The 14017-nt window shown below is 58.1% G+C and carries 12 protein-coding genes; 6 read left to right on the top strand and 6 right to left on the bottom strand.

Going from position 1 to position 14017, the window contains the following annotated elements; translation table 11 throughout:
* The first annotated feature begins 67 nt into the window (after positions 1-67).
* A complete protein-coding gene (locus tag ACP7B1_RS12845; protein ID WP_346308224.1) occupies positions 68-2122 on the top strand; it encodes a bifunctional aldolase/short-chain dehydrogenase in 2055 nt (684 codons plus the stop codon).
* A gap of 57 nt (positions 2123-2179) precedes the next feature.
* Here ACP7B1_RS12845 and ACP7B1_RS12840 read toward each other — a convergent pair whose 3' ends face one another.
* From ACP7B1_RS12840 to ACP7B1_RS12830, 3 genes are all read right to left on the bottom strand, one after another.
* Positions 2180-3232, bottom strand: a complete 1053-nt coding sequence (locus ACP7B1_RS12840) for a substrate-binding domain-containing protein (RefSeq protein ID WP_288191400.1) — start codon at positions 3230-3232, stop codon at positions 2180-2182.
* A gap of 61 nt (positions 3233-3293) precedes the next feature.
* Positions 3294-4289, bottom strand: a complete 996-nt coding sequence (locus tag ACP7B1_RS12835; protein ID WP_426137040.1) for an ABC transporter permease — start codon at positions 4287-4289, stop codon at positions 3294-3296.
* Positions 4290-4358: 69 nt separating this feature from the next.
* Positions 4359-5867: a sugar ABC transporter ATP-binding protein gene (locus tag ACP7B1_RS12830; RefSeq protein ID WP_346306754.1), complete on the bottom strand. Its 1509-nt coding sequence runs from the start codon at positions 5865-5867 to the stop codon at positions 4359-4361.
* A 139-nt stretch (positions 5868-6006) separates the two neighbouring features.
* On the opposite strand from ACP7B1_RS12830, the gene mtnK reads away from it, so the two are divergent.
* The 3 genes from mtnK to ACP7B1_RS12815 are packed head-to-tail and all read left to right on the top strand — an operon-like array spanning position 6007 to position 9073.
* Entirely contained in the window at positions 6007-7275 is a 1269-nt protein-coding gene (gene mtnK, locus ACP7B1_RS12825) for an S-methyl-5-thioribose kinase (protein ID WP_346306797.1), read from the top strand.
* Complete coding sequence (gene mtnA / locus ACP7B1_RS12820) at positions 7272-8369, top strand: S-methyl-5-thioribose-1-phosphate isomerase (RefSeq protein WP_346306755.1); 1098 nt, start codon at positions 7272-7274, stop codon at positions 8367-8369. Before mtnK ends, mtnA begins: the two co-directional genes overlap by 4 nt.
* Before the next feature lie 41 nt (positions 8370-8410).
* Positions 8411-9073, top strand: a complete 663-nt coding sequence (locus ACP7B1_RS12815; protein ID WP_346306756.1) for a class II aldolase/adducin family protein — start codon at positions 8411-8413, stop codon at positions 9071-9073.
* Positions 9074-9089: 16 nt separating this feature from the next.
* On the opposite strand, the gene ACP7B1_RS12810 is transcribed toward ACP7B1_RS12815, so the two are convergent.
* On the bottom strand, positions 9090-10646 hold the full coding sequence (locus ACP7B1_RS12810; RefSeq protein WP_346306757.1) for an acid phosphatase: 1557 nt from the start codon (positions 10644-10646) through the stop codon (positions 9090-9092).
* A 145-nt stretch (positions 10647-10791) separates the two neighbouring features.
* On the opposite strand from ACP7B1_RS12810, the gene ACP7B1_RS12805 reads away from it, so the two are divergent.
* Positions 10792-12027 carry a cytochrome-c peroxidase gene (locus tag ACP7B1_RS12805; RefSeq protein ID WP_426136951.1) on the top strand — a complete coding sequence of 412 codons (1236 nt, stop codon included), beginning with the start codon at positions 10792-10794 and terminating at the stop codon, positions 12025-12027.
* 44 nt (positions 12028-12071) lie between these two features.
* Here the strand turns inward: ACP7B1_RS12805 and ACP7B1_RS12800 are convergent, their stop codons facing one another.
* Positions 12072-12275 carry a hypothetical protein gene (locus ACP7B1_RS12800; protein WP_346306759.1) on the bottom strand — a complete coding sequence of 68 codons (204 nt, stop codon included), beginning with the start codon at positions 12273-12275 and terminating at the stop codon, positions 12072-12074.
* Positions 12276-12381: 106 nt separating this feature from the next.
* Complete coding sequence (locus ACP7B1_RS12795; protein WP_346306760.1) at positions 12382-13281, bottom strand: NAD(P)/FAD-dependent oxidoreductase; 900 nt, start codon at positions 13279-13281, stop codon at positions 12382-12384.
* 167 nt (positions 13282-13448) lie between these two features.
* Between ACP7B1_RS12795 and ACP7B1_RS12790 the strand changes: the two genes are divergently transcribed.
* The gene (locus ACP7B1_RS12790; protein WP_346306798.1) at positions 13449-13901 is read left to right on the top strand and encodes an Rrf2 family transcriptional regulator; all 453 of its coding nucleotides are present in this window, start codon (positions 13449-13451) and stop codon (positions 13899-13901) included.
* The last annotated feature ends 116 nt before the right edge of the window (positions 13902-14017 follow it).

The raw sequence follows: 14017 nt of genomic DNA, 5'->3' as shown, positions 1-14017 counted from the left end.
AAACATTGGCGGATCGCCTGGCCCGTTGCCAGGCCGTGAGACCATTTGCCGGACGGGAGGAGTTCGCATGAAAAATTTGTGGAATGACAAAGAGGCGGAAGACATGGTGGCGGTCTATGCCGCCAAGGGTATCAACCGCGATCTCGCATTGAGAACCTATACCACGCGGCTTCTCGGCAGCGTGCCGCAGCTGGTGTTGCACGGCGGCGGAAACACCTCCGTCAAAACCACGGTCAAGGATCTGATTGGTGACGAGTGGGATGTGCTCTGCGTGAAGGGGAGCGGCTGGGACATGGGTGTCATCGAGCCCGCCGGCCTGCCGGCCGTCAAGGTCGCCCCTCTGCTCAAGGCCCGCAAGCTGAGCAAATTGTCGGACGAGGATATGGTCACCCTGCAACGGGCAAATCTGATTGATCCGGCTTCGCCAAATCCTTCGGTGGAAGCGCTGCTGCATGCCTTCATCCCGCATAAATTTGTGGATCACACCCACTCGACGGCAATTCTCGCTATCGCTGACCAGGCGGAGAGCCGGGCCCTCAGTGAGAAAATCTTTGGCAGCAAAATGGGCTTCGTGCCCTATGTGATGCCCGGTTTTGATCTGGCAAAGCGGGCGGCCGAGGTTTTTGACGCGGATCCCACCGTTGACGGTCTCATTCTCGACAAGCACGGCATTTTCACGTTTGGCGCGACGGCTCGGGAAGCCTACGACCGCATGATTCATTATGTCTCGCTCGCCGAGACCTATGTACGCGACAAGGGGCGGAACCCGTTCACACCGGCGGCATTGCCGAAAACGCTGGCCAAACCCGGTGATATCGCTGCTATCGTGCGCGGTGCCGTCGCCGTCAATCGGGGCGAAGGCAAGTTTGATCGCATGGTCAGCGAATTCCGCTCGTCGCCGGCGATCCTCGAGTTTGTCAATGCGACTACTGTTCACGAGATGGCGCAGCGCGGCGTGTCGACCCCTGACTTGTCCATACGGATCAAGACGGGTCCGATGGTGCTGCCAGCGCCTGATGGCGGTGATCTCGATGCGTTCAAGGCGGCGGTGGAACGCGCCGTTGCGGCTTATATGGCGGATTATACCGACTATTTCACAACGAATGATAAGCGCAGCAGCGGAAAGCGGATCATGCTCGATCCGATGCCCCGGCTGACGCTGGTGCCAGGCCTCGGCATGTTCGGACACGGCCGTACGCTCAAGGATGCCAGAATTGCCGCGGATGTCGGTGAGATGTGGATCGAGGCAGCGCGGGATGCGGAGTCCATCGGGCGGTTCGAACCGGTGAGCCGGCCCGATCTGTTTGACCTGGAATACTGGTCGCTGGAGCAGGCCAAGCTTGCCAGCGCGAAGGCAAAGCCGCTCACGGGCCAGGTGGCCTTGGTGACGGGTGGGGCGGGCGCCATCGGGGCCGCAACGGCCAGGCTGTTCGCCCAGCAGGGCGCTCACGTTGCCGTGCTGGATCTCGACGCGGCAAAGGCGGAGGCCGTCGCCCGGTCCGCCGGCAATGATTCCATCGGCCTGGCCTGCGATGTGACTGATCCCGCGTCCGTCCGTGCGGCGTTCGAGGCTGTCGTTGCTGCCTATGGCGGCGTCGATATCGTTGTTTCCAATGCGGGGGCCGCATGGGAAAGCCCGATTGCAACCCTTGACGACGATTTGCTGCGCAAGAGTTTCGAACTCAACTTTTTCGCGCACCAGACCGTGGCGCAATGTGCCGTACGCATCATGAAACAACAGCGGACCGGCGGCGCTCTTCTGTTCAATGCCAGCAAGCAGGCGGTCAATCCGGGCGCCAAATTTGGTGCCTATGGCCTGCCCAAGGCTGCGACCCTCTTCCTGTCGCGCCAGTATGCCCTGGAACATGGTGCAGACGGCATACGCTCCAACGCGGTCAATGCAGACCGCATCCGGTCCGGCCTGTTGAACGACGAGATGATTGCGAACCGTTCGGCGTCCCGCGGGCTTTCGACCAGCGAATACATGGCGGGCAATTTGCTCGGGCTGGAAGTCACCGCCGATGACGTAGCTCAGGCGTTTTTGCACCATGCACTGGCGGAGCGGACAACTGCCGATGTGACGACCGTTGATGGCGGGAATATCGCAGCGGCTCTGCGCTGATCGGGACGTGCTGGTGCACAACAAAAAGGCGGCCTTTCGGGCCGCCTTTTACGTTTGTTATTTGCCCTTGGGAAGCGGCATCCATGCCGGCACCGCGACATCCGCATGGGCGAATTGCGGCAATTTGGCCGCCAGTTCTTCCATGTTCTTGATATCGGCGCTGTTGAGCTGGCTTTGTGTGATCAGTGTCGGGGGCACAATGACGTTGTGACCGGGATCCTGACCGGCAAGCAGCATGGCTAGCGCGCGCACCGAAACCTGGCCGACAACGGCCGGATTGGTCGCAGCGGTCGCTGTCCAGGCACTGGCCGGTTCACGCATTGCCGCTATGTCTGATGTCGAAATATCTGCCGAGTAGATTTTGACACTGGAGGAAAGCCCGGCCTCGTCAACGGCAATTTTCACGCCCTTGGCGAACTCGTCATAGGGCGCAAACATCACGGTAATGTCCGGATTGGCGGAGATGACCGAGCGCGCCTGATTGGCCACTGAATTGGCGATCGGATTGTCCATCGTTCCGAACATGGCGGCTTCATGAATGCCGGAATATTTCTTCTTGAATTCCTTCCAGGTCTCGTCGCGACGGTCGAGAGGCGCGATCCCTGCGACATAGACATAACCGGCTTTCCAGCTGTCGCCATTGTCCTTGACGGCCTGCTCCAGGGCCAGCCGGGCAAGGTCGCGATCGGACTGTTCGATTTGCGGTATCTTGTCGTTGCCGACATTCACGTCGAACGCGACGACCTTGATCCCCGCATCGACCGCACGTTGCGCAGCATCCTTCATGGACTCCGTCAAACCGTGCTGGATGATGATACCGTTGACACCAAGCGCAATCGCCTGGTCAACCATGTCAGACTGCAAGGCAGCATCCTGCCGGCTGTCCAGCACACGAAGATCGACGCCAAGCGCCTTTGCCTGCGCCTCGACGCCGGAAAGATAGGACTGGAAGAAGTCACCCGTCGAAAGGTATCGCACCAGGGCAATCTTGACCTTGCCGGGATTATCAAACGGAGCGGGCATGCCATCGGCAAATGCAGCGCCGCCCAACATGGTCGCACCAAGCAAGCCGAACCCGAGCTTGGCAAAAATTCTCCGCGTCACCTTCATTTCATTTCCTCCATTTTTGATTTTTTATACTTGTCCCAATTGCCTCGGGGCATCCGCCCGCTCAGCGTTTGCCTCTTTTGGAGAGTGCAAATGTAAACACCAGTGCGACCACCAGCACCGCGCCCTTGACGAAATCCTGCGTGTAGTAGGGGGCGTTCATCATGGTCAGCCCCTGCAGCAGCACGCCGACAAACAGCGCACCGATACCGGTGCCGAAAGCATTGGGTTTTGCAGCGCCCAGCACGGCAAAGCCGATCAATGCCGCAGCGACGGAATCCAGCAGCAGATTATTGCCCGATGCGATGTCGCCCCGGCCAAGACGCGCAGCGAGCAATATGCCGCCAACGGAAGCAAAAACGCCCGATATGATATAGGCGCTGATCTTGTATGCTTTAACCGGAGCGCCGGCGAGTTCGGCCGCGCGCTCGTTCGAGCCAACGGCATACATCATGCGTCCGAAGCGGGTGTATTCGAGGAAAAACCAGATCAGCACGGCCAGGACGATCAACACGACGACCGATACCGGCAGGAGGTTTGGCAGGATGAAATCGAAGCGATGACGGCCCAGCGCGAGGAAAACCGGGCTGAACGTGCCATTGGCGACGCTGCCGTCCGGCAAGGTCATTCCCGTGGCGATCGAGCGTCCTTCGGTTGGAATGCGCTGAAGCCCGACCAGCAGGAACATCATGCCCAGGGTCGCGAGGAGATCGGGGACCCGCATATAGACAATCAATATACCATTGATCAGCCCAACGATGATGCCGATGGCAAGACAGACGAGCGTCGCGGTCAGGGCGTCTCCGCCCATCACCACCATGACGTAGGACGATGCCATCATGGCGGTGGTCGCCACGGATCCGATTGAAAGGTCGAAACCGCCAACGACCAGCGTTGCCGTAACGCCTAGCGCCAATATGCCGGTGATGGAGACGGACTGGAGGATGAACACCGCGCTTTGCGGCGACGCAAACCCGTTGGTCATGATACAGAAATAGATGATCAGACCGGCAAGCAGAGACAGAAAACCGTATTTGATTGCCAGATCGCGGACAGGCAGGGCGTTGTTTTTCGTCCCGTGCTTTGAAGTGGGGGCAATAGCGGAGGTCGGTGGTGTATTGGTATTCATTCAAATGACCATTCTGTGCTGGCCGGCGATTTCTGCCAGCAGCTTATCGATGTTGACATCGGCGTTGCGATGCTCGCCGACGAGTGTGTGTTCCGACATGACGACAATCCGGTCCGCAATTTCGAAGGCTTCGTCGATCTCGGTCAGGAAGACCAGGGTCGCACGCCCATCGGCGGAGGCGCGAAGTTTCGAGCCGATATCCCGTCTTGCGGCGATATCGACGCCCTGAAACGGTTCATCGAGAATGAGCATGCGTGATGCCTCGCTCAACCAGCGGGCAACCATGACTTTCTGCTGGTTGCCACCGGACAGCGTGTCCATTTCGTCCCGCTCGGTGCGGCAGACGACACCAAGCGACGCAATCTGCGCGCGCGCCCTGTTCCTTTCCCGCCGCCGGTTGGAAACCGAAAAGAAGCTGCTGCGTTTGAGAAAGGGCAGGCTGATATTCTCGTATATGTTGAAGTCCGGCACGATACCGCTGTCTGCGCGGTCCTTGGCGACAAGGAAAACACCCTGATTGATGGCCTGTCTGGTTGTGCGGGGCGCATAGGGTCGCCCGTCCAGACGCATGCTGCCCGATATCGGCCTTCGGACGCCGAAAAGCGTCTCGGCAAGGGCCGTCTTGCCGACGCCGACGAGACCGGTGACAGCGACGATCTCGCCGTCGCCCAGCGTGAGCGAGAATGGCCGGCTTCCCAGAGCAATACGCAGGTTTTCGATCTGCAGAACCGGTGCGCTGGCATCTCTGGTGACGACGTTGCCGAGGCTGATCTTTTGACCGAGCATGGCGTTGACTGCACCGCCGTAGTCCAGCTCGGGGCCATCAAAAACACCGCTGATCCGGCCGTCACGTAATGTTACAATAATGTCTGCCAGCCGGCGTATATCGGACATGCGGTGGGATATGTACAGGATTGCCACACCACGGGCGCGCAAACGGTCGATCACCTCAAACAGCCGGTCTGCTTCCACGCTCGACAGGGACGATGTCGGCTCATCGAGAATGAGCACCTTCGGCTCATGCGCCATGGCCCGGGCAATGGCGACCATCTGCCGTTCCGCCAGCGGCAGATCGGCAACAATCGCACCAAGATCGATATGCAGCCCCATGCGCTCGGCGACGACTGCCGCCTCCCGCCGTACGCGCCGCGGGTTGAAAATTGCCCGTGCCTCGCGCCCGTTCAATCGATCCAGTGTCAGGTTCGTTGCAACGTCCAGATCGGCTACGACGCCATCATTGATATTCTGGTGAACCGTTACAACGCCTGCACGAATGGCTTCCGCGGGCGAGGCCGGCGAAAACTCCCGGCCATCGAGGCTGATTGCTCCCGACGTTCGCGCATATACGCCACTGATAATCCGGACAAGCGTGGATTTGCCAGCGCCATTGGCACCCATCAGGACTGTGACAGTTCCTGCGCGCAATTCCAGATCGATCCCATCCAGTACCTGGATTGAACCAAATGATTTGCGCAATTTTTCAATACGGAAGACGGTTTCCTCGACCATCTGCTCCTCCCCTTGCGAGCATGCTAGGACGCCACATCATCAAATGTCAAGGCCATTGACATTTGCCAGTTTGCTGCCTTAACAAATGGAGGACAAGGGCACGAAAGCTGAAAAATGGTTCTTGTCAGCAGGGAGGAATATCGAAATGCCTGTGTTTGAGGCCCTGAATGTGGAAACACTGCCGCTTCGTCTCGGTCAAAATACCATGCTGCTGCAACGGCTCGGTGAAGACTGGAGGAGTTGGAAGGTCCGTGAAGTCGGCGACGGCAATTTAAACCTGGTCTTCATTGTCGAAGGCAGCGCGGGCAGTGCAATTGTCAAACAGGCACTGCCCTATGTGCGGCTGGTCGGCGAGAGCTGGCCATTGCCGTTGAAACGTTCATTCTTCGAATACCATGCATTGACACGACAGGCGGCCCGTGACCCGGGCAGGGTGCCTGAAGTTTTCCATTTCGACGGTGAGCAGGCCATCATCGTTATGGAATTCCTGTCACCCCATATCATTTTGCGGCGAGGGCTGATTGAAGGCAACCAGTATCCCAATGCGGCCCGTGATCTCGGTCTGTTTCTCGCCCGTACCCTGTTCCGTGGCTCAGATTTTTCAATGAAAGCGGCGACGCGCAAGGCGGACGTTGCGCTCTTTGCCGACAACGTCGAACTCTGCGACATCACCGAGAGCCTGGTTTTTTCGGATCCCTATTTCAACGCCCCGTTGAACCGGCATACCGCACCGCAACTGGACGGGCTTGTCGCTGCACTGCGCGCCGACCGTGACCTCAAGGTGGAAGCGCAGCGACTCAAGCACCTGTTCGCCACGAAGGCCGAGACCCTGCTGCACGGTGACCTGCACACCGGGTCGGTGATGGTCACACCGGCCGAGACGCGGGTCATCGACCCGGAATTTGCGTTTTACGGGCCCATCGCCTTTGATGTCGGTATGCTGCTCGCCAATTTCTGGATGAATTATCTGGCGCAGAGTGGCCACGAGCAGGATGACAACCGTCGCGATATGCGGCGTTACCTGCTTGAAGCCATTGAGACGATTTGGGAAACGTTCCGTTCCGAGTTCTCCCACCTCTGGCGTACCGAACGCAACGGCATCTTGTATCAACGCACCTTGTTCGAGGATCAGGATGACAGTCTCGGCGCCGAACAGGCGCTCAACGAAGTACTGCATGACATCTGGCAGGACATGCTGGGGTTCGCCGGAATTGAAATGCACCGGCGCATTCTCGGCCTTGCCCACAACGCCGATTTTGAACTGATCGAGGATCCGGACTTGAGAGCGCGATGCGAATCCAAGGCGCTCAAGCTCGGTCGCCATCTGGCCTGCAACCGGCGCCATATCCATAGTTTGGCTGAAATCAACGGTTTGGTTGAACGGCTTGAAAAGGAGATTACCCTGTGAAAGTCGCAGACCGTCACTATCACACCATCTGGCTTAACAATGATGGTCGCTCGGTCGATATCATCGATCAGCGCTGGCTACCCCATGAATTCAAGGTGGTGACACTGAAAACGGTCGATGATGTCGCCATTGCCATCCGCGAGATGTGGGTGCGCGGCGCACCATTGATCGGGGTGACGGCGGCCTATGGCGTTGCGATCGCCATGGCGGATGATCCCTCTGATGCCGCGCTGCACGATGTGTGGGACAAGCTGCATGAAACCCGGCCAACGGCAATCAATCTCCGCTGGGCGCTTGATACGATGCGCCAATATCTGCTGCCGCTACCGGAAAAGGAACGCATGGCGGCGGCCTATCGCCGGGCGGCTGACATTGCCGAGGAAGACGTACAGCTCAATCGTCAGATCGGGTTGCACGGCCTCGAAATCATTCGCGATATTGCCGCAAGGAAAAAGCCGGGGGAGCCGGTCAATATTCTCACCCATTGCAATGCAGGCTGGCTCGCAACCGTCGACTACGGCACAGCAACCGCTCCTATCTATGTTGCAGCGGAGGAGGGGATCAACGTTCACGTCTATGTTGATGAAACACGTCCACGCAACCAAGGCGCGCAACTGACGGCATGGGAGCTGAACGGGCACGGTGTGCCGCATACGCTGATCGTAGACAATGCGGGCGGACATCTGATGCAGCATGGTCAGGTGGACATGGTTATTGTCGGTACCGATCGGACGACGGCCAACGGCGATGTGTGCAACAAGATCGGCACTTATCTGAAAGCCCTGGCGGCCAAGGACAACAACGTTCCCTTCTATGTGGCCTTGCCTTCCCCGACAATCGATTGGACTGTCCATGACGGGATCAGCGAGATTCCGATTGAAGAACGCGCCGGTGCGGAAGTGTCTCATGTGCAGGGACTGGCAGCCGACGGTAAAATCGCCTCCGTACAGATTTCCCCGACGGGCAGTCCCACCGCCAATCCGGCTTTCGATGTGACCCCCGCGCGTCTCATAACCGGGCTGATTACCGAACGTGGCGTTGCCCAAGCCTCGGCGGAAGGTCTTAGCGCCTTGTTTCCGCAAAGCAGGCGGTGATAAATCCGTCGAGGGACCCTGAGCAGCGGGAAGATGCGTGAATGATCACACCAGTACAAGATACCATCGATCTTCGCCGGGAAATGGTGGCGACGTGCCGCTCAATGAACTCGAGCGGCATCAATCAGGGAACGTCGGGAAATCTCTCCGTGCGCACGGAGCGCGGGTTTCTGGTGACACCGTCGTCTTTGCCTTATGAGTCCATGCAGCCGGACGATCTCGTCGAGATGCACTTCGATGGCAGTTATGTCGGGCGGCGGCCGTCGTCCGAATGGCGCTTTCACCGCGATATCCTGCAGAAGCGTTCCGATATCAATGTGGTTCTGCATTGTCACTCGGTCTATGCGACAACGCTTGCGTGCCACAACAAGACAATCCCGAGTTTCCATTACATGACCGGGATTGCCGGGGGAACGACGATCCGTTGCGCACCCTACGCCACTTTTGGAACGCAGGCACTGTCCGACAACGCGATCATCGCGCTGGAGGACAGGCTGGCATGCTTGCTCAGCCAGCATGGTCAGATATCCCTGGGGGTGACGCTTGAATCCGCCCTTTGGCTTGCCATCGAAGTCGAAACCCTGTCGCGCATCTATGTCCAGGCACTCACTTTGGGTGAACCGCCGATCCTGTCAGACGAGGAAATGGAGCGTGTCATCACCCAGATGCGCCAGATAAAATACAGCATGAGCCAGCAGGGCTGAGTCTCTTTCCAGGGCCTTACTGGCTGTTTGTCATGTCGAGTGCACTGGTCAGGTCGCCCAATGGCGGCTGATTGTAGGAGGCAACCGCATCATCACGGACCGTGATCCCATGCAATGTCGGCAATTCGAAACGCTTGGTCAGGAAGCGTAGAATTGAGGTTGTGTCCATTGGCGTGTGATCAACGAAACCGCGACGGGCGAACGGCGAGACAATGATGGCCGGGATACGGCTGCCAGGTCCCCAGCGATCGCCTTTCGGCGGTGCGGCGTGGTCCCATATGCCGCCATTTTCATCATAGGTGACGATGACCAGCATATGCGACCATTGCGGGCTTTTTTCCAGATGACCGATGAGGTCGGCAATGTGCGCATCGCCCGCCTCGATATCCGCATAGCCGGAGTGTTCGTTCAAATCACCCTGCGGTTTGTAGAAGGCAACTTGCGGCAGTGTGCCCGTATCGATTGCCTTGATGAATTGCGATCCGGCCAAGCCGCCATCGAGCAGATGCTCGGTGCGTGCCGCTGTTCCCGGCGCAAAATTCGCATAATAGTTGAACGGCTGATGGTGGTACTGAAAATTGGGAACCGGCGTTTTGTTGCCGTGGTCCAGCACATCCTGCCACGCACCGCCATACCAGGCCCAGCTGATATGCTTCAGGCTGAGCATATCGCCGATCGTCGGTTCGGTCTGCGGCGGGAGGGTTGTCGGGTTTGCAGGGTCCGCGGTCGCCGCATCGGCATTCTTTGCGGGCGTGTTGCCGCTCGGCTGATAGGGCGGCTGCATGGTGTTGACGGCGTAGAAGTCCGGGGTGAGATTGCCATCGCCGGCAAATTTGGGGATGCCATCGATTGCCGATTTGGGCGAATTGGCAGCGAGCGTCAACGAGACGCCATCGGGTTCCACCACGGCGACAGAAGGCTTGGCCGGGCTGGTGTCGGCATGGGCGTAATAGGGCGCGCACGCGCATATCAGCCATTGGTGATTGAAGAACGAGCCGCCAAAGCCGCCCATGAAAAATTCATCGGCAAGCGTGTATTTTTGCGCGACCTTCCACATGGCCGTCTTCGAACCGTCCCAAAGCCCTATGACCATTGCGCCGGAATCGGCATAGGCGACGAACTTATCGTTCTTGCCGCCATTGATCTGCATCTGGTTTTGATAGAACCGGTGCCACAAATCGTGGGTGATTGTGCCGAGGGGGAGATTGAACCCCTGGGGATCGTCGACCCGATAGGGGTGATTGGCAAGGTGCTCGGTCTCCGCCTGCGTGACCGGTGGAGTGACGCCTTTAGCGGTCAATCCGCCCCAAACAGGCGGTAATTCACGTAGCGGAGTGTTGTCGCGGTCAAGCTGGGTGAGCGCTGCGACCGAAACCCCCTGCAGACCGTCTGCTCCAGGGAAACTGCCATAAAGATTATCAAAACTGCGGTTTTCTGCGTAGATCACCACCACGGTGTCGATCAGGTTCAGAGAGTTGGAATGACCGTCATTGTATCCGGCCGCCGATGCGGGAGAGAGCCCACCCATGGCGGCACTGATTACCGAAGCGGTCGCAATCATATTTATCCGCATGCTGGCAGTCTCCTTGTCGGCTATATGTTGATAACTTTTCAAGTTTACTCCACCATATCCCCAAGCCGTCCAAACGTGCCCGGGGATCTGACGGAGGAAGCTAATCATAAAGCCTCTTGGATACACAAGCACAAAGCACCGGGCGGTGATCCTTTGCATCGTCGCGACGATTGGCGCTGCGGCAGCAGCGCACAGTGCGGTCACGGAAAGTTCAGGCAGAGCCGCGCCGGAACCATCGCGCGCGCAGGTGCGCGAGCAGGTGAAAGCACTTGGCGCGCTCGGTCAGGCCTTGTTTTTCGATCCTGGCTTGTCAGGCTCCGGCAAGCTCTCCTGTGCGTCCTGCCATGATCCGGCCCACGGCTTTTCCGCCGCCAATGGTCTTGCGGTTCAACTCGGCGGCGGCGATCTGCGGCAGCCTGGGGTGAGGGCGGTGCCATCGCTCAAATATTTGCAGGCTGTCCCGCCTTTCACCGAACATTTTTTTGAATCGGAAGATGATGCGGACGAGAGCATCGACAATGGCCCGACCGGCGGGCTGACTTGGGATGGCCGGGTCGATCGAGGCCAGCAACAGGCGAGGATCCCGCTGCTTTCCGATTTCGAAATGGGCAACAAGAACGATGAGGACATTGCCCGGCGGCTAATCGCGGCAGATTATGGCGCCAGGATTGCTGCAGTCGCCGGTCTGCAAGGCACGGCAGACTCGTCTGTTCTGGTCAATACCGCCCTCAAGGCACTGGAGGTGTTCGAACAGGACTACCGCACCTTTTACCCCTATACGAGCAAGTACGATGCGGTACTCGCCGGAAAAGCCGTGCTGACCGCACAGGAAGCCCGAGGCTTGGATCTGTTCAATGCGCCCGCGAAGGGCAATTGCGCGTCATGCCATGTGAGCCAGCGCGGCAATGACGGAACGCCGCCGCAATTTACCGATTACGGTTTGATTGCCCTGGGTGCGCCGCGCAATCCCGGGATTCCGGCAAACAGGGACCCTCATTACTTCGATCTGGGCCTTTGTGGTCCGCTCCGGACGGATTACTTGAACCGCATGGACTATTGTGGTCTTTTCCGCACGCCCACACTGCGCAATGTGGCGCTTCGCAAGACGTTCTTTCATAACGGCGTCTTTCACTCCTTGCAGCAAGCGGTGGAGTTCTATGTCGAGCGCGAAACCAAGCCAGAGCGTTGGTATTCACGCAAGTCTGATGGCAGCGTTGACAAATATGACGATCTGCCGATGGACGCCAAAGCCAATGTGAACACGGATCCGCCCTTCGACCGTCATACCGGGGAGGCGCCGGCTCTCACGCCGGACGAGATCCAGGACGTCATCAGTTTTCTCAATACGCTGACCGATGGTTACATCCCGCCCGAACAATAACGCTGCCGAGCCGTCACAGACTTCTTTGTTCAAACTGCAAAGCTCTAGGCTTGTCCGGGCAGGTCAAGCAGCCTTGCCACCTCTGCAGCTCCATTGCCGGATGCCGACAGCACACCGCTGTCTTTCACATCGACAACGGATCCGTTGGCAAAGCTCAAAGACCAGCCGTCATTGCTGGCATTTCGGCGGCGATCGGTGAGTTCGATGCCAGACGCGGAGATCAGTGCAATGGCTTCATCGGCATCCATGATCGTCGCTCCATCTTAGCGGTTTCCTCGTCTTAGTTGAGTCTTCGCGCGCAGCTGAGTCAAGCGGAAACCGTCGCCATGATAAGGTGCAATAGGCGCATATGTTCTATCTTTCGAAGACGAGCGACTGATGCGCGCCAACCCCGGCTTTGACGCCAGCCGCTGCGGCCATTGTTGCATTGGTCATGGGACTGGCGGCATCGCCGGCCGCATAAACGCCCTTGACCGTTGTCTGCATCCAGTCGTCCACACGAATGAATGCACCAAGCGGACCATCGTCGAAAGCACAGCCAAGCTGTTCCGCCAGCGGGCTGGCCATGCTGGTTTTCGGCGCCGTGAAAATAGCGTCGACAGGCACAACCCTGCCATCACTGAGTCTGACCGCTTCAAGCCGGGGGGCGTTGCCCAGAAGCTCGACAACCGGTGTCCGTTCGATCGGTACATTCCTCGCCGCCAGACTGGATAGGTGCTCCGCATCCGGCTCAAACGTATTTTGAGTGAAGTATGTGGTTGGTCCCCAATCCGATATCAGCAGTGCTTGATGTGCCGACAGGGGTGTATTAGCCAGCACGCCCAGTGCCTGGCCGCCCACTTCATAGCCATGGCAATAGGGGCAGTGAAGAACCGATAGGCCCCATCGCTCCGGCAGGCCAGGGATTGCAGGCAGATCATCTTTCACGCCGGTTGCCAGAATGAGGCGCATGGCCCGTTTTTCGGTGCCGTCGGCCAACGCAACGGCAAAATGGTCGCTGACCTTGCGGGCCGATACAGCCACGCTATCGATAAACTCCACTGTCGGGTAGAGGGAAAGCTGCCGCCGCGCATCGCCAATGATATCGTGGGGCCGCCTCCCGTCCTGGCCCAGAAAACCATGGGATGCGTCGGCGAAGCGGTTGCGGGGCAGCCCAGCATCAATCAGGAGCACGCGCCGGCGAGCACGGGCAATCTGGATGGCGGCGGAAAGACCGGCAAAACTGCCACCGATAACAATGGCATCGTAGGTCATGGAAGCTCCTTCACTGCGGGAGGCAGGATATCTCCAATGTCGGATCGCATCGGAATTTGAATTAAATAACAACATAAGTTACGTGAAAATTTCCGTCAATAGTCATGTAACTTATTCTATTACGTATCGTTTGCGTGTGCTATGCATGCAGAAGGAGAATGACCAGTATGAGACATGACAGCCGCCTGTCGAGAATGCTCCATGTCCTGATCCATATGGATCGGTATGACGGTTCGATCACGTCCGACAATATTGCGAAGATGCTGAACACCAATCCGGTGGTGGTGCGACGAACCATGGCGGGCTTGAGAAATACCGGTTATGTCCGTTCCGACAAGGGGCATGGCGGGGGCTGGATACTGGCGCGCCCGCTTGATGAAATATCGCTGCTTGACGTGCATCAGGCATTGGGGCGACCGGAAATGTTTGCAATCGGCATAGCCATCGACCATCCGGATTGTCTTGTGGAGCAATCGGTCAACGCAGCCTTGACTGACGCGTTCGACGCGGCGGAACAAATGCTCCTGTCGCGTTTTGCCGAGGTGAAGCTTTCCGATATCGCGCGTGATTTTGATCTTCGATTCCGAAATTTAAACGAGGAGCCTGCCCAGGTGATTTGATTGGTCAGCGCGGTTTCAGGGAACGCAATAAAGCCTTTCCCAGTCTCGCATTGAGATAACCCTGAGGCCGAAGGCGACTGCTTTTCCTGTCTGATGGAGGCAATGGTTTGCCCAAT

The sequence above is a fragment of the Phyllobacterium sp. SL163 genome (genome assembly GCF_049896885.1).
Classification (GTDB): domain Bacteria; phylum Pseudomonadota; class Alphaproteobacteria; order Rhizobiales; family Rhizobiaceae; genus Phyllobacterium; species Phyllobacterium calauticae.
This window is presented reverse-complemented; position numbering and strand designations above follow the sequence as displayed.

Coding starts and splice junctions, on each gene's coding strand:
- ACP7B1_RS12790 (WP_346306798.1), top strand. CDS start 13,449: ATGAGACATGACAGCCGCCTGTCGAGAATGCTCCATGTCCTGATCCAT.
- ACP7B1_RS12800 (WP_346306759.1), bottom strand. CDS start 12,275: ATGGATGCCGATGAAGCCATTGCACTGATCTCCGCGTCTGGCATCGAA.
- ACP7B1_RS12840 (WP_288191400.1), bottom strand. CDS start 3,232: ATGAAGGTGACGCGGAGAATTTTTGCCAAGCTCGGGTTCGGCTTGCTT.
- ACP7B1_RS12810 (WP_346306757.1), bottom strand. CDS start 10,646: ATGCGGATAAATATGATTGCGACCGCTTCGGTAATCAGTGCCGCCATG.
- ACP7B1_RS12815 (WP_346306756.1), top strand. CDS start 8,411: ATGATCACACCAGTACAAGATACCATCGATCTTCGCCGGGAAATGGTG.
- ACP7B1_RS12795 (WP_346306760.1), bottom strand. CDS start 13,281: ATGACCTACGATGCCATTGTTATCGGTGGCAGTTTTGCCGGTCTTTCC.
- ACP7B1_RS12830 (WP_346306754.1), bottom strand. CDS start 5,867: ATGGTCGAGGAAACCGTCTTCCGTATTGAAAAATTGCGCAAATCATTT.
- ACP7B1_RS12845 (WP_346308224.1), top strand. CDS start 68: ATGAAAAATTTGTGGAATGACAAAGAGGCGGAAGACATGGTGGCGGTC.